This window comes from Serratia sp. TSA_105.2 (assembly GCF_052692115.1).
The window spans coordinates 889,305-908,083 of sequence record NZ_JBQZFT010000001.1; the positions used below are offsets into that span (position 1 = coordinate 889,305).

The window sequence follows — 18,779 nt, forward strand, 5'->3', positions numbered from 1 at the left end:
ATTGAACACGTTGCCGCATTATGCCATCCGGTACACCACCACACCGCCTGCGAGGCAAAGCCGGCACCACGTAAGGAGAGCGCTATTTGGCGTTAATTTATCTCCCGCACGGGGAAAAAGGCAAGCGCCATGAGGGAGATAATAGCAGGATCGCCGGTTTTGACCCTATTCCGGCGATTTTGTCTCGGATTTGCTGTTAATCAGCCACACGCCGAACAGAATAAACAGCGTCCCCAACGTTTTCAGCAGCGTAGCGGACTCGTTAAACCACGGCAGGATCACCGCCGCCAGATAGACCAGCGCGTAGCTGACGCTCAGCAGAGGATAAGCGCGGTTTAACGGCAGGTGGCGCAGCGCAAAGAACCAACACAGCATCGACAGCGCATAGCCGAAGATGCCGCCGCCCACCGCCAGCAGCGGTAGCCAGTAATTGCCGATCAATGCCAACGAGACATCGGCGAACGACATCAGCGGGATCTGCACCATGCCCCACTTCATCAGCAACTGCGCCAGCGTCACCAACAGAACGCTGGCGGCGCCCCAGGCATAGCCCTTCATGAATGCACGCTCATCAGCAGGATCCCCAGCATAATCGACGCCACGCCGCACCAGTGGCGAGCGGTCGTCGGCTCATGAAACAGCCAGCGCGCCGCCAGCGTCACCATCACGAAGTTCAGGCTGAGCATCGGGTAAGCCAGGCTGAGCGGCAGGCGTTGCAGCACATTAAGCCACACCGCCATGCCCAGCCCCAGCAGCAGCACCGCCAGCGCCAGCCAGCGCAGCGTCTGTTTCAGCCGCGCCTCGTCCGCCCGTTCCCAACAGTGCGCCGCCTGTTTCTGGCATAGCTGCCCACCACAGGTGAGCAGGCTGACCACTATCACCAACAGAAAACCGATCATGGTTGCTGTTTATACCACATCAGCACCAGGCGGTTCATGCGATCCACCTTGTCTGCGGCAGGCAGTTCCTGCGGCAACGCTTCGCCACGGGACAGCTGCAGCACCAGCGACACGTTCCCCTGCTTGCGCGCCTGCGCCAGCCACTGCGGGAAGTCAGCGTCGCTGATCAGGTGGCCCTTGGCGTCCGGATACTCCAGACCATAGGCCACCTCGCCTTTCTGGCTGTACATCAGCACGTCGCTGCGCTTCAGCTCCCAGGCCAGGCCGGCCGCGAGCCCGACGCTGTCGCTCAACACATAGCGGCTGTCGCTCAGTTCGGCCATCGTGGCGCGGGCGAAGTTTTGCGGCAGTTTGGAATCGGTCACCTGTTGCGGGATGGCGTAACCGATCACCAGGCACAGCAGCACCGGACAAGCCGCCGCCCAGCGCCATTGGCGGCCGTTATCGCGCACGGAAACCAGTGCGAACAGCAGCCAGCCGCCGAAGGCGATCAGGCCGAGCACCACCTTCGGCCACTCCTGCGGAGTAAACAGATGCGCTTTGGGCAGCAGACCGGAGCTCAACACCACCAGCGCCACGATGCCGATCAGACCGAACAGACCGTTCAGCCAGGCGTTGGCCTTGAACAGCCGAGCGCGCAGCGTGGCCGCGTAATCTTCCGCATAGGCGGTCATCAGCAGCGCCAACGGCGCCATACACGGCAGAATGTAGGTCGGCAGCTTGCCTTTAGCGATGCTGAAGAAGATCAGCGGCATCAGCGCCCAGCTCAGCAGGAAAAACAGCTCCGGGCGCTGCACGCGCTCGCGCCAGCCCTTGAGCAGCGCACCGGGTAGCAGCGCCAGCCAAGGCAGCACCGCCGCCAGCAGGACCGGCAGGTAATACCAGAACGGCGCCTTGTGCTGGGCATTATCTTCGGCGAAACGCTGAATATGCTCGACCCAGAAGAAATAATTCCAGAAGTCGGGTTCACGTTGCGCGATCGCCAGCGCCCACGGCAGGCTGAGCAGCGTAGCGGTCACGATCGCCAACGGGCCATAGCACAGCAGATCCTTGATGCGACGTTGCTGAATGACGATCGGGATCACCGCGATCACCGGCACCGCCAGCGCCAGGAAGCCCTTGGTCATAAAGCCCATGCCGCAGGCCAGGCCCAGCAGCGCGTAGGCGCCCAGCTTGCCTTTGACCGAGGTGGCTTTCAGCGTCAGGTAATAGCTGACCATCGCCGCCGCCAGCCACAGCGAGATCATCGGATCCAGCACGCTGTAGGTGCCGATGCTGAACACCAGTACCATCGACAGGAATATCAGTGCTGCCAGGCTGGCGCGGCGCGCATTGCGCCACATCAGCATCGCCAGCGCAAACACCAGCAGAGCGGTCATACCGGTGCTGAACACCGAGCCGAAGCGCACCGCAAAGTTGTTTTCGCCGAACAGCCACTGGCTGATGTTATTGAACCAGTAACCCGCCACCGGCTTTTCGAAGTAGCGCAGCCCCAGCAGGTGCGGCACAACCCAATCGCCGCGCTGCAGCATTTCACGGCTGATCTCGGCATAACGCGTCTCATCCGGCTGCCACAGCAGGCGGCCGTTAAGCGGGATCAGGTAAACCAGAGCAAAAAAAACGGCCAGCAGAATGGCCCAGGATCCTTTTAGCGCCTTCATGTAACGTCCTTCACATCGGTTTGACAGCCCAGCCAACCTTCGCGGCCGGGGAAAGGAGCGCGCTTGATGCGGCCCAACGGCAGTGACGCCAAATCTTGCGGTAACAGCGCGCTCAGCGGACAGAATTCGATGCCCTGCCGCTGTGCGCGTTGCAATAACTGTTCGAACATCGCCGCCTGCGACATGCCTTCCACTTCGGTGTGAATGGTGTACACCGGCACACCGCGATCGTTCTCGATGGCGCGCAGAATGTAGTCGTTGAAGTCGGCCATGCTGACTTCGCTACCGATCACTTCGTCGAAGGTCGGCAACGTCACCGGGATCTGTACCGTGCCGTGACGCCCGTCGCTCAGCACCGGACGGAACGGATGGGTGCCGCGGCAATCGCTGTTGTAATGGAAGCCGAAGCGTTGCTTGACCTCCAGCACGCGCGTATCGGCACGCCAGCCCGCCACGGCGGAGCATTTCACCGGCTGGCCGGTGCTGGCACTCAGGGCGTCGACGCCCCGCTGCACCTGTTCGGTCAGCTGGGCGTCGCTCCACTTGCCGACCTTGGCCTGCCACCCCTGGTGATCCCAGGCGTGCAGCCCGACTTCATGGCCGGCTTCGGCGGTGCGCTTCATCAGCGGCCCCAACGCGCGTGAAATGTTGCGCCCCGGCCAGGCGGTGCCGGCCAGCAGAATATCCAGGCCGTACAGCGAAGCGGCGTTCGAACGCAGCATTTTCCACAGAAATTTCGGACGCAAAAGGCGCCAAAGATGGCGCCCCATGTTGTCCGGTCCCACGCTGAAGAAGAAGCTGGCCTGAATGCCGTACTTGTCGAACAGGTCCAGCAACTGCGGCACCCCTTCACGGGTGCCGCTGAAGGTATCTACATCAACCCGCAGACCGACTTTCTTCATGCACCGTTCCCTTCCTGAACGGTAGTGCGCAGGAAGTAGTCCAGCGTATCGGCGACGGTTTGCTTCATCTCGATGGTCGGCTGCCAGCCCAGCAGGCGGTGAGCGTTCTTGATGCTCGGCGTGCGGTGCTCAACGTCCTGGTAACCTTTACCGTAGTAGCTGCTGCTCTCCACGTCCTTGAAGCCGGCAAACGGCGGGAAGCGGTCGCGCAACGGGTGGTTGTTGAAGCTTTCCAGCAGCATTTCCGCCAGCTCACGAATGCTCGCTTCGTTGGTCGGGTTGCCGATGTTGACGATCTGGCCGTCGCACAGGCCGTCGCGGTTCTCGATGATGCGGAACAGCGCTTCGATGCCGTCGTTGATGTCGGTGAAGCAACGTTTCTGCGCGCCGCCGTCCATCAGTTTGATCGGTGAACCCTCCACCAGGTTGAGGATCAGCTGGGTGATGGCACGGGAAGAGCCGATACGCGCAGCGTCCAGGTTATCCAGGCGCGGCCCCATCCAGTTGAACGGACGGAACAGCGTGAACTTCAGGCCTTCTTTGGCGCCGTAAGCCCAGATCACCCGATCCAGCAGCTGTTTGGAGACCGAGTAGATCCAGCGCTGTTTGTTGATTGGCCCGACGATCAGGCGCGAATGGTCTTCGTCGAACTCTTTGTCGTCGCACATGCCGTACACTTCGGAAGTAGACGGGAAGATGATGCGCTTGTTGTATTTCACGCAGTCGCGAACGATCTTCAGGTTCTCTTCGAAGTCCAGCTCGAACACGCGCAGCGGGTTACGGGTGTATTCGATCGGCGTCGCGATCGCCACCAGCGGCAGCACCACGTCGCATTTCTTGATGTGATACTCGATCCACTCGGAGTGGATGCTGATGTCACCTTCCACGAAGTGGAAACGCGGGTTATCGAGGAAGCGGCTGATGGCGTCAGAACCGATATCCAGGCCGTAGATGTCGTAGCGATCGTCGCGCAGCAGGCGCTCGGTCAGGTGGTTGCCGATGAAGCCGTTGACCCCGAGGATCAGCACGCGGGTGCGGCGCTTCATCACGGCATTCGGCTTGGCGGCCAGACGCACGTCGGTGACGATGCCCATTTCCTGCGCCAGTCGGCTGCCCTGCACGTACAGGCCGCTGTCGTTCTGACCGGCAACGATCTCCAGCGCGCCTTCGCCACAGGCGATGATCAGCGGCGAGGTGCTCAGTACGGTGCCCGGCTGCTTGTCGTGTTGGGTATCCAGCACGCGAGAGCGCCAGACGATCAGCTTGCGCTGACCGAGGTAGCTGAAGGCACCCGGGTACGGCTCGGTGACGGCGCGCACCAGGTTGTTGATCTCTTTGGCGGATTTGTGCCACAGGATCTCGCCGTCCGCCGGGGTGCGGCGACCGAAGTAGCTGGCCTGAGACTCATCCTGCCTGGTGAAGGTGGCGGTGCCGTTCTTCAGCTTCGGCAACTGCTCTTTCAACACGACCTGCGCGGCTTCCAGCACTTTTTTATGCAGCGTCAGTGCGGTGTCGTTGTCTGCGATGGTCACTTTCTGCTGACCGACAATGTCGCCGGCGTCCGGGCGTTTCACCATCTTGTGCAGCGTGGCGCCGGTTTCGGTTTCGCCGTTCACCAGCGCCCAGTTCACCGGCGCGCGGCCACGGTAGTGCGGTAGCAGCGAACCGTGCAGGTTGAAACCGCCCTGCGGCGCCAGCGACAAGATCTCGTCGCTCAGCATGTGACGGTAGTAGAACGAGAAGATCACGTCCGGCTGCAGTGCACGGATGCGGTCAACCCACAGCGGGTGGTTTACGTCTTCCGGCGCATAGACCGGCAGATCCAATTCGGCGCCCAAACGGGCCACGGAGGAGAAGAAATTGTTCTCACCAGGGTCGTCGGTGTGCGTGAATACGGCCTGCACGTCATAACCCGCCTCAGTCAGCGCTTTCAGACCTGCGCAGCCAATATCATGGTAAGCAAATACAATAGCTTTCATCATTCTTCTTCCTGAGTATTGTGGTCCTGCTGTGCACCGACCACTTTCTGAACAAAATAGCGAGGACGCGCGCGCACGTCGGTATAGATGCGGCCGATGTATTCACCCAGCAGCCCCATGCCGACAAACTGGGCGCCGATAAAGGTGAACAGGACGGCAAAAAGGGTGAACACGCCGCCGGCGGCCCATTCAGGGCCGAGCAGCAGACGCAGCGCAATCAGCACCAGCGCCAGCACAAACCCGGACAGCGCCACGATGCTACCGACCACGCTGAGCAAACGCAGCGGCGTGGTGGTCAGGCAGGTGATCAAGTCGTACATCAGGTTGATCAGCTTCATCAGGCTGTACTTGGAGTCGCCAAACTCGCGTTCGGCGTGACGCACGTCGATCTCGGTCGTGCGACGGGCGAAGGTGTTCGCCAGAATCGGGATAAAGGTGCTGCGCTCATGGCAGTGCAGCATCGCCTCAACGATATGACGACGGTAGGCGCGCAGCATGCAGCCGTAGTCTCCCATCGACTTGCCGGTGGCGCGTTGAATCATCATGTTGATCACGCGCGAAGCGCTTTTGCGGAACCAGGAGTCTTGACGGTTGGCACGCACGGTGCCCACCACGTCATAGCCCTCTTCCGCGACGCTGACCAACCGAGGGATCTCCTCCGGCGGGTTCTGCAGATCGGCGTCCAGCGTAATCACCAGATCGCCGGTCACCTGATTGAAACCGGCCATAATGGCCGAATGCTGGCCATAGTTGCGGTTCAGCAAGACGGCGATCACGTGGCTACCCGGCTTTTCCGCCGCCGCAGTCAGCATGTCGGCGGAGTTGTCGCTGCTGCCATCGTCGACGAGGATGATTTCATAAGGTTGAGATAACTGTTTACAGGCGGCAGTAGTCCGCTCCAGCAACGCCGGCAGGCTTTCCTGCTCGTTGTATACCGGGATAACTACCGACACTTTTTTAATCGGTTCAACGCGAGACACGTAAAGACTCCACAACAGAAGACAAGGCATTGACCACGCGATCCACGTCGGCGTCGGTCATGTCAGGGAATAACGGTAAGGTGCACAGCCGCGCCGAGTTCCATTCGGTATTCGGCAAAGAAAGCTGCGGATAACGCTCACGATAGAATTTCTGGGTGTGCGCGGCGCGGAAATGCAGCCCGGTGCCGACGCCAACCTCCTTCAGGCGCTCCATCAGCTGGTCGCGATCGATGCCGCAACGCTCAGGGTCGACACGGACCATAAACAGATGCCAGGCGTGATCGTGCGGGTAATCCGGCACGCCCAACGGTTGGAACGGCGAGCCTTCCAACGCGTTCAGGTAGCGCTGTGCCAGCGCCTTACGGCGCGCGTTCAGCTCAGCGAAGCGCGACAGTTGCACCACGGCGATCGCCGCGTGAATGTCGGACAGGTTGTACTTGTAACCCGGCTCCACCACTTCGGCCTGCGGTTTGCGGCCAAGCTGCTGGCGATCGAAGGCATCGACGGCCAGGCCATGGAACTTCAGGCAACGCAGGCGATCCGCCAGCGCATCGTCGTCGGTGGCGATCAGGCCGCCTTCGGCGCAGGTCACGTTTTTAATCGCATGGAAAGAGAAAATTGCCGTGCCGCGTGCGCCGACCCATTCTCCGTTGTAGCGCGTGCCGACCGCGTGGGCGGCGTCTTCGATCAGCGGCAGGCCATGGCGTTCGGCCACGGCGCGCAGCGCATCAATTTGCAGGGGAGCACCGGCGTAATGCACCGGAACAATCGCTTTGGTATTCGGAGTGATGGCAGCCTCGACATCGGCGGCGCTGACCATCAGCGTATCACGGTCAACGTCGATCATCACCGGCGTGGCGCCCAGCAGCTCGATCATGTTGAGGGTGGAGACCCAAGTTTGCGAAGGGGTGATGACTTCGTCGCCGGGGCCGATGCCGAGCGCCATCAACGTGATGTGCATGCCCGCGGTGGCGGAACTGACGGCGATGGCATGCTTGCAGCCGAAGGTGGAACAGAAGTCACTTTCCAGTTGCTGGTTTTGCGGCCCGGTAGTGATCCAACCGGAACGCAACACTTTCTCTACCGCAGCGATTTCTTCATCGCCGATGGCCGGACGAGAGAAAGGCAAAAATTGATCCATAGTTAACCCCAAACGTATCGAGCTGCTTTTGATGACACTGTAAATCCCCTTCGTTTAACGAATATTAAACGCCAGAGAAGAATCGTTTCCGTGGATTAACTGACAATGTAAGGCTGCAAGCTTAACTAAACCTTAAGACGAAACTTGTCATCAGTAGGAGAACTGATAGGTAGGCGCCGTCATCATTAATTTAAATTTATTATGAAAATCAATTTCTTATATTTATTAATAATTATTTACTTATTTTATTTTTGCCGAATCAAGCGTAGCACGTCATTGACGTTTTTCAAGAAAATCCACAAGAAAATGAGAGACAGCACAATAATAGCCGATGATTACCCGGCTATTTATATTCACTACGTTTAGTTTTCGTTTACGTTGCTCAACGCCGCCGCAATTTAAGCCGTGCGGGTCATGATCCAACGCTGGTTCCCCACCCATTGCAGGTGGAAATCCACTTCATAGATCTGCGACAGCAGCGCGGGCGCCATCACCTCACGGGTGATGCCCTGCGCGACCAGTTGCCCAGCGTGCAGCAACCAAACCCGATCGGCCTGCTGCAGGGTATGATTCAGATCGTGCGCGCACACCAGCGCACTGCGTCCACTTTGGCAGAATTCGCGCAGGAGGCGATCCAGCGCGACCTTTTGCGCCACATCCAGGCTGTTGGTCGGCTCATCCAGCAACAACAATCGGCTGTGCGGATTGACGCTGGGCCACACCTGCAGCAATACCGCCGCCAGCCGCACCCGTTGCCATTCTCCGCCGGATAGCTGCGTCAACATGCGTGACAGCTTATCCACCAGTTTCAACCGCTGGCACAGATAGAGAATGGCATGCTCCACCTCGGTTTGCGCCGCGCCGGCAGGCCGGTGCAACGCCAAATACTGAAACACCGGCATCAGCGACACCGGCGGCTGTTGCTGACTGAGATAACCGCGGCGGCGCGACAGCTCGCTCCCCGGATAATCGGCCAACGCGCGCCCGTCCAGGCGAACCTCGCCCAACCCCGGCAGCATGCCCGCCGCCCGCGCCAGCAAGGTACTCTTCCCTGCGCCATTTGGGCCGATCAGGTGAACCTGCAACCCGCCGTCAATCTGTGCCGAAAAAGGCGCCAGGCGCCCCGCCACCCCAACCTCAACGAGTTGCAGCATCCGTATTAACCTGCCAGCGCTTGTTTCACCGCCGCCACCAGCGCCGGATCCTCTGGCGTGGTGTCAGGCGAGAAGCGCTGGATCACCGTACCGTCGCGCGCGACAAGGAATTTCTCGAAGTTCCACAGAATATCGCCGGGGTGCTTCGGTGCGCGCCCTTTGCTGGTCATCCGCGCCAGGAACTCGCTGCCTTCCGGTGCGACAGCTTCCGGTTGTGCGGCAATCAACGCCTGATACAGCGGATGACGGCGCTCGCCGTTCACCTCAATCTTGGCGAACATCGGGAATTGCACGCCGAAGGTGCCGCGGCAAAACGCCAGGATCTCTTCGTTGCTGCCCGGCTCCTGGCCCAGAAACTCATTGGACGGGAACCCCAGAACTTCCAGCCCACGCTCGCGATAGGTTTCGTACAGCGCTTCCAGCCCTTCGTACTGCTTGGTCAGGCCGCACTCCGAAGCCACGTTGACCACCAGCAGCACCTTGCCCTGATAGGCGCCCAGCGTGGTCGGCTGATTTTCAATGGTTTGTAACGGCAGGTTGTCGATTGGCTTGCTCATCGGTTGTCATCCTTTGGTTTTTTAATCGCAGGTGAATGAAGAAAACTACCTTACGCCTTTTGTCCGGGTCAGTAACCAGATAAATAGCGGCGCCCCCAGCGTGGCGGTCACCACGCCGATCGGCAGTTCGGCCGCCAGTAGCGCAACGCGGGCGATCACATCGGCCACCAGCAACACCGCGGCCCCCGCCAGCGCGCAGGCCGGCAGCAGATAGCGCTGGTCGGTCAGGCCGGTGAGCCGCAAAATATGCGGGATCACCAGCCCGACGAAGCCGATCACCCCGGCGAGCGCCACGCTGACACCGACCAGCCAGCCGACCGCCAGCACCAGCAGATTGCGCCACAGATGCAGTGACAACCCAAGCTGGCGCGCCTGCACTTCGCCCAGCGCCATCAGGTTGAGCGCCCGCCCCTGGCCACACAGCCACAGCAGCACCGGCAGCAGCGCCAGCACCAGCCATTTTTGGCGCCAGTCAACTCCGCCGAAACCGCCCATCATCCAGTACATCAGCTGCCGCAAATCGAGACTGGTGCTGAAATAGACCGCCCAGGTCATCAGCGCGCTGCACACGATGCCCAGCGCCACGCCGACCAGCAACAGTCGCGCATTGGTCAGGCGTCGCCGGCGAGCAAAGCCCAGCAACAAGAAGGTCATCGCCAGCGCACCGGCTATCGCGGCGGCGCTCATCAGCGCCACCGGCAACAAACCGTGCCCCAACAGCACCGTCAGCACCAGCGCAACGCCGGCGCCGTTAGCGACGCCCAGCAGCCCGGGCTCCGCCAGCGGGTTTTCAAACAGCGCCTGCATCACCGCGCCCGCCACCGCCAGGGCGGCGCCGACCAGCATTACTGCCAGCGCGCGCGGCAAACGCAGTTGCCAAACGAACAGTTGCGCCCGATCGCTGAACCACTCTGACGGCCATATCCATTGATCGCCGGCGCAAAGGCTGAACAGCAACGCCACAACCACGCCCAGCGCCAACAGACTGAGCTGGCGTTTATCGCGATAGCGTTGATGTTGCAACAGTAAGGTGAAGGTACGGCTGGTTGGCATGGCGCGGCGATTCCCTGCCGGCCGCTGTCGTGGCCGGATAATTGACGTTTGAGTCGAATATTAGGGGGTTAACGCCGCAAGGGGAAGCCTTGCGTGGATGATGGCGCAGGAAAGCAGCGGCTGGCCTTACCCGTCATCACAACGGTGATGGCAAAACCAGCCGCCGATAAACTCGGGAATTAACGATGCGGGCCAGTGTTGCCCGGTGGATAAGGCTGGCCGCGGCCGTCATCACGGCGATCAGAGCCACCACGATCGTCATGACGGCGGTCGCGATTATCGCGATCGCCGTGGAACGGATTGCCGCTGCGTTCCGGCTCGCGATGCTCATAGCCTCGCGGCGGCGAAGGTTGCCAGCGTCCGCCGTCCCAGTACAAACCGCGCGCATTGCGCTCACCCAGACTGCGGCCCTGGTGCGCATGCCACCACTGCGGTGGACGCCAATCGTAGCCATCCCAGTAGTAGCCGCGACGGTCCTGATCCCCCAGATGCAGAGAAACGCCCGGCACGTTGATATCGACGGACACATCAGCCTGCGCCGCCAGCGGCAGCAACAGCGGAAAACACACCAGCAACAGGATCTTTTTCATTTGACCTTCTCACTCTATTTTTCTTGCTGCAGTGGTTATATCAGCGTGCTTATTTAACGACTATCTCGTCGATGCCTATTTTCAGATCGTTTTCGACGGCCTTACACAATCCCTACACTGTTTGCCGCCGCCTTTAATTATCATAACCACTGACAAGGTTTAACGAATAACTGACGTCTCTCAAGCCGCATGACAATTATAATTAAATGGATTCCCACTGGAGGGTAATAAGATGATTAAACGTATAGGTATGTTGCTGGCCGTTGTGGCCCTGGCCTCAAGCCTCAGCGCCTGCTGCTGGGGCCCGCACTGGGGCGGCGGCCACCGCGGCGACGGCCCAGGCCATTATTATGGCCGTTATTGAAATGACAAATAAGGCCACCCACCAAATAAGATAAGATATAAGAACATTCCGCAAATGAGATTAAATAAATTTACGCCGCAGTGCTTTAATGAGTAATTTTAATTCTCATATTGCCCACTAGGAATAAACTGAATTTTCCAAAAAAAAAGAAAAAGGCCGCGCAAGCGGCCTTTTTTGATGTCACGTCACTCACCCTTTCGGGCTGGCGTTTTCTACCCGACTTTTCAGCTTCTGCCCCGGACGGAAGGTCACCACGCGGCGCGCCGTAATCGGAATGTCTTCGCCGGTCTTCGGGTTACGCCCCGGACGTTGGTTCTTGTCACGCAGATCAAAGTTGCCAAAACCCGACAGTTTTACCTGTTCGCCATTCTCAAGGGCCCGACGGACCTCTTCAAAGAACAGTTCCACCAGGTCTTTGGCGTCCCGTTTGCTAAGCCCAAGCTTCTCAAACAGGTGTTCTGACATTTCAGCTTTAGTAAGCGCCATAGGTTCAATCCCTCAAGGATGCTTGGAATCGCTGTTTTAGAGCCTCTACGCATTTTGCAACGGTAGCGGCTATCTCCTCTTCTTCCAGTGTACGAGCGGTATCCTGCAATACCAGACTGATAGCCAGGCTCTTGTCACCTTCTGCCACGCCCTTGCCACGGTACACGTCAAACAAGTTTACGCCAACTACCTGATTTGCGCCAACTTTCTTACACTCGGCCAAAATATCTTCTGCGGGGACGTTTTCAGCCACCACAACGGCGATATCACGGCGGTTTGCCGGGAAGCGCGAAATCTCCCGCGCCTGAGGCACGGCGCGGCTCGCAAGCTTGTTCCACTCCAGTTCAAACACCACGGTGCGGCCGTTAAGATCCAGTTTACGTTCAAGTTCCGGGTGAACCACACCGATGAAACCTACGCGTTCGCCGTGCAAATAAATCGCCGCACTTTGCCCTGGATGCAGGGCCGGATTGGCTTCCGCCCGGAACTGAATTTCGGATAATTTACCGGTCAGCTCGAGGACAGACTCCAGATCCCCTTTTAAATCATAGAAGTCGACGGGCTTGCGCGCCAGATCCCAATGCTCATCGTGCGTATGGCCGGCGATCACGCCTGCCAGCATGACGTCCTGACGAATACCCAGATCTGCCGCACTATCAGGCACAAAGCGCAAGCCGCTTTCGAACAGGCGCAGACGCGTCTGCTGACGGTTCTGGTTATACACCACCGCAGACAGCAAACCGGTCCACAGCGACAAACGCATCGCCGACATTTCGACCGAAATCGGGCTCGGCAGGATCAGCGCTTCTTCATTCGGGTGCAGCAGCGCCTGCATTTTCGGATCGACGAAGCTGTAGGTGATCGCTTCCTGATAACCGTGATCGACCAGCATGGTCTTCACGCGCTTGAGCGTCAGATCGGCTTCGCGATGCTGGGTCATCACCAGATCGGCACGAACCGGCACATCCGGGATGTTGTCGTAGCCGTAAACGCGCGCCACCTCTTCCACCAGGTCCTCTTCGATCTCCATATCGAAACGCCAGCTCGGCGCGACCGCTTGCCAGTTGTCGCCCTGCTCGGTCACCTGGCAGCCCAGGCGGCGCAGAATGTCGCTAACCTGCTCACTCGGCACCACGTGGCCGATCAGGCGATCCAGCTTCTCGCGGCGCAGCGTGATGGTAGCGCGCTTCGGCAGTTCGTTTTCATGGGTCACGTCAATAATCGGGCCGGCCTGACCGCCGCAGATATCGAGCAGCAGACGCGTGGCGCGCTCCATCGCTTTGTACTGCAGCGACGGATCGACGCCGCGCTCATAGCGATGAGAAGCATCGGTGTGCAGGCCGTGACGGCGTGCGCGGCCGGTGATAGACAGCGGGCTGAAGAAGGCGCACTCCAGCAGCACGTCCTGAGTTTCCCCGTTGACGCCGGAATGCTCGCCGCCGAAGATACCGCCCATCGCCAATGCTTTTTGATGATCGGCGATCACTAAGGTGTCGGCGCTCAGTTTGGCTTCATTGCCGTCCAGCAGCGTCAGGGTTTCCCCTTCTTCCGCCATGCGCACCACGATGCCGCCGTCGATGCGGCTCAGATCGAAGGCGTGCATCGGCTGGCCAAGTTCCAGCAGCACATAGTTGGTGACGTCTACCACGGCATCGATAGAACGGATACCGCAACGACGCAGTTTTTCACGCATCCACAGCGGGCTTGGCGCCTTGACGTCGATGCCTTTCACCACGCGGCCCAGATAACGCGGGCACGCCTGCGGCGCGTCAACGCGGATCGGCAGCGTGGCGTCGATGGTGGCAGCCACCGGGCTCATGTCCGGCTCGGTCAGCGCAACCTGGTTCAGTACGCCCACGTCGCGCGCAACGCCGATGATGCCTAGGCAGTCGGCGCGGTTCGGGGTAACGCTGATCTCGATGGTGTTGTCGTCCAGTTTCAGATAGTCGCGGATGTCGGTGCCGATCGGCGCATCCAGCGGCAGCTCAATGATACCGTCATGATCGTCGGAAATGCCCAGCTCGGAGAACGAGCACAGCATGCCTTCCGAAGGTTCGCCGCGCAGCTTGGCGGCCTTGATTTTGAAATCGCCCGGCAGCACAGCGCCCACGGTGGCGACCGCCACTTTCAGACCTGTACGGCAGTTCGGCGCGCCGCAGACGATATCGAGCAGGCGATCGCCGCCTACGTTAACCTTGGTGACGCGCAGTTTGTCGGCGTTCGGGTGCTGGCCGCACTCGACCACCTCGCCCACGACGACGCCGTTAAACGCGCCGGCAACCGGATCCACGCCGTCCACTTCCAGACCGGCCATGGTGATTTGATCGGATAATGCTTCGCTGCTGATGGCCGGGTTTACCCACTCGCGCAACCAGAGTTCACTGAATTTCATGTGATATTCCCGCCTTACTTAAACTGTTTGAGGAAACGCAGATCGTTTTCGAAGAATGCGCGCAGATCAGTGACGCCGTAACGCAGCATCGTCAGGCGCTCCATGCCCATGCCGAAGGCGAAGCCGGAGTAAACTTCCGGATCGATGCCCACATTGCGCAGCACGTTCGGATGCACCATGCCGCAGCCCAGCACTTCCAGCCACTTGCCGTTCTTGCCCATCACGTCCACTTCAGCGGACGGCTCGGTGAACGGGAAATAGGACGGACGGAAACGAACCTGCAGGTCTTCTTCAAAGAAGTTGTTCAGGAAATCGTGCAGCGTGCCTTTCAGGTTGGTGAAGCTGATGTCTTTATCGACGATCAACCCTTCCATCTGGTGGAACATCGGGGTGTGAGTCTGATCGTAGTCGTTACGATAAACGCGGCCCGGCGCAATGATGCGGATCGGCGGCTGCTGGTTCTTCATGGTGCGGATCTGCACGCCGGAAGTCTGGGTGCGCAGCAGGCGCGTGGCGTCGAACCAGAAAGTATCGTGGTCGGCGCGCGCCGGGTGATGCCCTGGAATGTTCAGCGCGTCGAAGTTATGGTAATCGTCTTCAATCTCCGGGCCAGTGGCAACGGAGAAGCCCAGCTCGCCAAAGAAGGTTTCGATACGGTCGATGGTGCGGGTCACCGGGTGCAGGCCGCCGTTCTCCATGCGACGGCCCGGCAGGGACACGTCGATGGTTTCAGCCGCCAGGCGCGCATTCAGCGCAGCGCTTTCCAGCGCGTTCTTACGCGCGTTCAGAGCGTCTTGCACCTCTTGCTTGGCCTGGTTGATCACCGCGCCGGCCGCCGGACGGTCTTCCGCCGGTACGTCACGCAGAGACTGCATCTGCAAGGTGAAATGACCTTTCTTGCCAAAATATTCGACGCGCACCAAATCTAACGCGGCAACATCCTGGGCATCTTCTACGGCTGCCTTGGCATTGGCAACCAGCTCTGCGAGATGTGGCATTGCTTTCCTCTTCCTCTGGCCGGGATGGCCCTAAGTAATTGTTATCTATTATTCGAACACGCCTTTGAGCAATCTTCAAAGATTTTTCAATGCGCTGTCGGCCAGGTGACTCACCTGCGCGGCACAGGGCCGGCTGAGCGTCTGCCACCCTCGCCGCAGCAATGTGCAAGACGAGACGATGGCCAAAAACAAAAAAGCCTCCACGAGGGAGGCTTAGGCGCTACTTTTCGTTTCTTTTCTTACGCGCAAAGCCTCCTGAAGTCAGGCGCTAAAGTAAAAAAAGAAACGAAAAATAGCTGCGAGCATGATTGCGGTACCTTGTCGATGATTGTCCACCAGTGATATAGCGGTAGGCAATGAAAGTCAATATTTGTCGCTGAAAACAAAGATTAAAAGAGGGAGCAAGCTCCCTCTTCTACTGACTTACGCCAGAGCTGCTTTCGCTTTCTCAACCAGTGCGCCGAAGGCCACTTTGTCGAAGACTGCGATGTCAGCCAGGATCTTACGGTCAATTTCGATCGACGCTTTTTTCAAGCCGTTGATGAACTTGCTGTAAGACAGACCGTTCTGACGAGCAGCTGCGTTGATACGTGCAATCCACAGCTGACGGAACTGACGCTTACGTTGACGACGGTCACGGTAAGCGTACTGGCCTGCTTTGATTACTGCCTGGAAGGCAACACGATATACGCGCGAACGGGCACCGTAGTAGCCTTTCGCCTGCTTCATAATTTTCTTGTGACGTGCGCGTGCAATTACACCACGTTTTACGCGAGCCATATGCTCTCTCCTAAAGTCTTATTCTAAATTCAAAAAAAATGGCTTATGCGTACGGCAGGCACGCGGTAACCAGGACCAGATCGTTTTTAGACACCATGCCTTTCGGACGCAGGTGACGTTTACGCTTGGTTGCTTTTTTGGTCAGAATATGACGCAGGTTGGCATGTTTACGCTTAAAACCACCGCTGCCGGTTTTTTTGAAGCGCTTGGCTGCACCACGTACAGTTTTAATCTTTGGCATTTTAATTAAATCCACTTCGCATTGTTAAACAACGAATCAGTTGGGCGAATAAAACCCACACGGCGCAAGCGCCGCGCGGGTTCCATTACTTGTAAGCCTTACTGTTTCTTCTTAGGAGCGAGCACCATAATCATCTGGCGGCCTTCGATCTTCGTAGGGAAGGATTCGACCACTGCCAGATCCATATCTTCACACAGGTCTTTACGGACGCGGTTAAGCACTTCCATACCGATCTGCTGGTGCGCCATCTCACGCCCGCGGAAACGCAGGGTGATTTTGGCTTTATCGCCATCTTCCAGAAAGCGAATCAGGTTGCGTAGTTTGACCTGATAGTCGCCATCATCGGTGCCAGGACGGAATTTGATTTCCTTAACCTGGATAACTTTTTGCTTCTTCTTCTGTTCTTTCGTCGACTTGCTCTTCTCGTAGAGGAATTTGCCGTAATCCATGATTCGGCAAACTGGCGGTTCGGCATTTGGGCTGATTTCTACTAAATCAACGCCCGCTTCCTCAGCTTTTTCAAGAGCTTCATTCAGACTGACAATACCAATCTGCTCGCCATCGACGCCGGTTAGGCGAACTTCTTGCGCGCGAATTTCTCTGTTAATGCGATTAGGACGCGCCGGTTGAACTCGTTTTCCGCCTTTAATACTTTATTCCTCCAGTTGATGAAGACTACGGCTGCGAATCTCTTTCAGCAGCTTGTCTACGACTTCGTTTACGTCCAGGCTTCCCAGGTCTTTGCCACGGCGGGTACGAACGGCAACTTTGCCTGCTTCGACCTCTTTGTCACCGCACACCAACATGTAAGGGACTCGACGTAAAGTATGTTCGCGAATTTTAAAGCCAATCTTCTCATTTCTCAAGTCCGCTTTAACGCGAATGCCTGCATCCTGCAGTTTTTTGGTCAATTGCTGGACATAATCAGACTGGCTGTCGGTGATATTCATCACCACCACCTGCACCGGAGCGATCCAGGTCGGGTAGAACCCGGCGTATTCTTCGGTAAGGATACCGATGAAACGTTCCATGGAGCCCAAAATGGCGCGGTGAATCATTACCGGCACGACGCGATCGTTGTTTTCGCCAACATACGAAGCGCCCAAACGGCCCGGCAAGAAGAAATCGAGCTGCACGGTACCACATTGCCATGCGCGATCCAAACAATCATGCAGGGTAAATTCAATTTTCGGTCCGTAGAAGGCACCCTCACCCGGCTGATATTCAAACGGAATGCCGTTCTCGGTCAGCGCAGCGGCCAGGTCTTCTTCCGCACGGGTCCACATGTCGTCGGTGCCGATGCGTTTTTCCGGACGAGTCGACAGCTTGACGGCGATCTTGTCGAAACCGAAAGTGCCGTACACGTCATACACCATGCGGATGCATTCGTTCACTTCGGCGCGCACCTGCTCTTCGGTACAGAAGATGTGGGCGTCATCCTGCGTGAAGCCGCGCACGCGCATCAGGCCGTGCAGGGAACCCGATGGCTCGTTGCGGTGGCAGCTGCCGAATTCGCCCATGCGCAGCGGCAAATCGCGGTACGACTTCAGGCCCTGGTTGAAGATCTGCACGTGGCCCGGGCAGTTCATCGGCTTGATGCAGTATTCGCGGTTTTCCGACGCGGTGGTGAACATGGCGTCTTTGTAGTTTTCCCAGTGGCCGGTTTTTTCCCACAGCACGCGGTCCATCATGAACGGACCTTTCACTTCCTGGTACTGGTACTCTTTGAGCTTCATGCGCACGAAGGCTTCCAGCTCGCGGAAGATAGTCCAACCGTCGTTGTGCCAGAACACCATGCCTGGCGCTTCTTCCTGCATGTGATACAGGTCGAGCTGTTTGCCGATCTTGCGGTGATCGCGCTTGGCCGCTTCTTCCAGACGTTGCAGGTAGGCGTTCAGCTGCTTCTTGTCTGCCCAGGCGGTACCGTAGATACGCTGCAGCATTTTGTTTTTGCTGTCGCCGCGCCAGTAAGCGCCAGAGGTTTTCTGCAGCTTGAAATGGTGGCAGAAACGCATGTTCGGCACGTGCGGGCCGCGGCACATGTCGACGTATTCTTCGTGGTGATACAGGCCAGGACGATCGTCATGGCTGATGTTCTCATCCAGGATCGCCACTTTGTAGATTTCGCCGCGCTCAGCGAAGGTGTCACGGGCTTCTTGCCAGCTGACCTTCTTCTTGATGACGTCGTAATCCTTATCGGCCAACTCGTGCATCCGCTTTTCCAGCAGATCCAGGTCTTCCTGCGTCAGGGTGCGGTCGATATCCACGTCATAATAGAAACCGTTGTCGATCACCGGACCGATCGCCATTTTGGTATCCGGCCACAGCTGCTTGATCGCATGACCCAGCAGGTGCGCGCAGGAGTGGCGCATGATTTCCAGACCGTCTTCATCTTTGATGGTGATGATGGCCAGCTGCGCATCCGATTCGATCAGATCGCCGGCATCAACCAGCTCGCCGTTGACGCGGCCGGCGATGCAGGCTTTCGCCAGGCCAGGGCCGATATCGCGCGCGACATCCATCGGGGAAACGGGGTGGTCGAAATGACGCTGACTACCGTCAGGAAGAGTAATAACAGGCATTAATAATTCCTTATCTACAG

19 protein-coding genes and 1 other annotated feature are annotated in these 18,779 nt (G+C 58.3%); all 19 genes read right to left on the reverse strand.

The features are described from left to right. Positions 1–165: 165 nt before the first annotated feature. Positions 166–558 carry a 4-amino-4-deoxy-L-arabinose-phosphoundecaprenol flippase subunit ArnF gene (arnF, locus tag ACUTSC_RS04015; RefSeq protein ID WP_063989693.1) on the reverse strand — a complete coding sequence of 131 codons (393 nt, stop codon included), beginning with the start codon at positions 556–558 and terminating at the stop codon, positions 166–168. Beyond that, complete coding sequence (arnE, locus tag ACUTSC_RS04020) at positions 555–899, reverse strand: 4-amino-4-deoxy-L-arabinose-phosphoundecaprenol flippase subunit ArnE (RefSeq protein WP_033642887.1); 345 nt, start codon at positions 897–899, stop codon at positions 555–557. Before arnE ends, arnF begins: the two co-directional genes overlap by 4 nt. Next, positions 896–2,560 (reverse strand): lipid IV(A) 4-amino-4-deoxy-L-arabinosyltransferase, encoded by a 1,665-nt coding sequence (gene arnT / locus ACUTSC_RS04025; protein WP_197767726.1) that lies wholly within the window; start codon positions 2,558–2,560, stop codon positions 896–898. The genes arnE and arnT overlap by 4 nt, the downstream gene beginning before the upstream one ends. Next, positions 2,557–3,462: a 4-deoxy-4-formamido-L-arabinose-phosphoundecaprenol deformylase gene (arnD, locus tag ACUTSC_RS04030; protein ID WP_197767725.1), complete on the reverse strand. Its 906-nt coding sequence runs from the start codon at positions 3,460–3,462 to the stop codon at positions 2,557–2,559. Before arnD ends, arnT begins: the two co-directional genes overlap by 4 nt. Further along, entirely contained in the window at positions 3,459–5,441 is a 1,983-nt protein-coding gene (gene arnA / locus ACUTSC_RS04035) for a bifunctional UDP-4-amino-4-deoxy-L-arabinose formyltransferase/UDP-glucuronic acid oxidase ArnA (protein ID WP_197767833.1), read from the reverse strand. The genes arnD and arnA overlap by 4 nt, the downstream gene beginning before the upstream one ends. Next, a complete protein-coding gene (gene arnC / locus ACUTSC_RS04040) occupies positions 5,441–6,421 on the reverse strand; it encodes an undecaprenyl-phosphate 4-deoxy-4-formamido-L-arabinose transferase (protein ID WP_063989690.1) in 981 nt (326 codons plus the stop codon). The genes arnA and arnC overlap by 1 nt, the downstream gene beginning before the upstream one ends. Beyond that, a complete protein-coding gene (gene arnB / locus ACUTSC_RS04045) occupies positions 6,408–7,562 on the reverse strand; it encodes a UDP-4-amino-4-deoxy-L-arabinose aminotransferase (protein ID WP_445653107.1) in 1,155 nt (384 codons plus the stop codon). The genes arnC and arnB overlap by 14 nt, the downstream gene beginning before the upstream one ends. A 398-nt stretch (positions 7,563–7,960) precedes the next feature. Further along, positions 7,961–8,716 carry a vitamin B12 ABC transporter ATP-binding protein BtuD gene (gene btuD, locus ACUTSC_RS04050; protein ID WP_197767723.1) on the reverse strand — a complete coding sequence of 252 codons (756 nt, stop codon included), beginning with the start codon at positions 8,714–8,716 and terminating at the stop codon, positions 7,961–7,963. 5 nt (positions 8,717–8,721) lie between these two features. Beyond that, complete coding sequence (locus ACUTSC_RS04055) at positions 8,722–9,273, reverse strand: glutathione peroxidase (RefSeq protein WP_197767722.1); 552 nt, start codon at positions 9,271–9,273, stop codon at positions 8,722–8,724. A gap of 45 nt (positions 9,274–9,318) precedes the next feature. After that, on the reverse strand, positions 9,319–10,326 hold the full coding sequence (btuC, locus tag ACUTSC_RS04060) for a vitamin B12 ABC transporter permease BtuC (RefSeq protein WP_130017977.1): 1,008 nt from the start codon (positions 10,324–10,326) through the stop codon (positions 9,319–9,321). Between the two features lie 179 nt (positions 10,327–10,505). Further along, positions 10,506–10,916 (reverse strand): DUF2502 domain-containing protein, encoded by a 411-nt coding sequence (locus tag ACUTSC_RS04065; RefSeq protein WP_445653108.1) that lies wholly within the window; start codon positions 10,914–10,916, stop codon positions 10,506–10,508. A 553-nt stretch (positions 10,917–11,469) separates the two neighbouring features. Then, the gene (ihfA, locus tag ACUTSC_RS04070; RefSeq protein WP_004931414.1) at positions 11,470–11,766 is read right to left on the reverse strand and encodes an integration host factor subunit alpha; all 297 of its coding nucleotides are present in this window, start codon (positions 11,764–11,766) and stop codon (positions 11,470–11,472) included. Positions 11,767–11,770: 4 nt separating this feature from the next. Next, entirely contained in the window at positions 11,771–14,158 is a 2,388-nt protein-coding gene (pheT, locus tag ACUTSC_RS04075; RefSeq protein ID WP_197767720.1) for a phenylalanine--tRNA ligase subunit beta, read from the reverse strand. Positions 14,159–14,172: 14 nt separating this feature from the next. Further along, positions 14,173–15,156 (reverse strand): phenylalanine--tRNA ligase subunit alpha, encoded by a 984-nt coding sequence (gene pheS / locus ACUTSC_RS04080; protein ID WP_004931416.1) that lies wholly within the window; start codon positions 15,154–15,156, stop codon positions 14,173–14,175. A gap of 187 nt (positions 15,157–15,343) precedes the next feature. Next, positions 15,344–15,466: a sequence feature (Phe leader region), on the reverse strand. Next, the gene (pheM, locus tag ACUTSC_RS04085; protein WP_197767832.1) at positions 15,418–15,462 is read right to left on the reverse strand and encodes a pheST operon leader peptide PheM; all 45 of its coding nucleotides are present in this window, start codon (positions 15,460–15,462) and stop codon (positions 15,418–15,420) included. (Overlaps the previous feature by 45 nt.) A 113-nt stretch (positions 15,467–15,579) precedes the next feature. Beyond that, complete coding sequence (gene rplT / locus ACUTSC_RS04090; protein ID WP_004931417.1) at positions 15,580–15,936, reverse strand: 50S ribosomal protein L20; 357 nt, start codon at positions 15,934–15,936, stop codon at positions 15,580–15,582. A 43-nt stretch (positions 15,937–15,979) separates the two neighbouring features. Then, complete coding sequence (gene rpmI, locus ACUTSC_RS04095; protein WP_004931418.1) at positions 15,980–16,177, reverse strand: 50S ribosomal protein L35; 198 nt, start codon at positions 16,175–16,177, stop codon at positions 15,980–15,982. A gap of 98 nt (positions 16,178–16,275) precedes the next feature. Further along, positions 16,276–16,827: a translation initiation factor IF-3 gene (gene infC / locus ACUTSC_RS04100; RefSeq protein WP_048233542.1), complete on the reverse strand. Its 552-nt coding sequence runs from the start codon at positions 16,825–16,827 to the stop codon at positions 16,276–16,278. 3 nt (positions 16,828–16,830) lie between these two features. Then, positions 16,831–18,759, reverse strand: a complete 1,929-nt coding sequence (gene thrS / locus ACUTSC_RS04105) for a threonine--tRNA ligase (protein WP_025159696.1) — start codon at positions 18,757–18,759, stop codon at positions 16,831–16,833. Between the last annotated feature and the right edge of the window lie 20 nt (positions 18,760–18,779).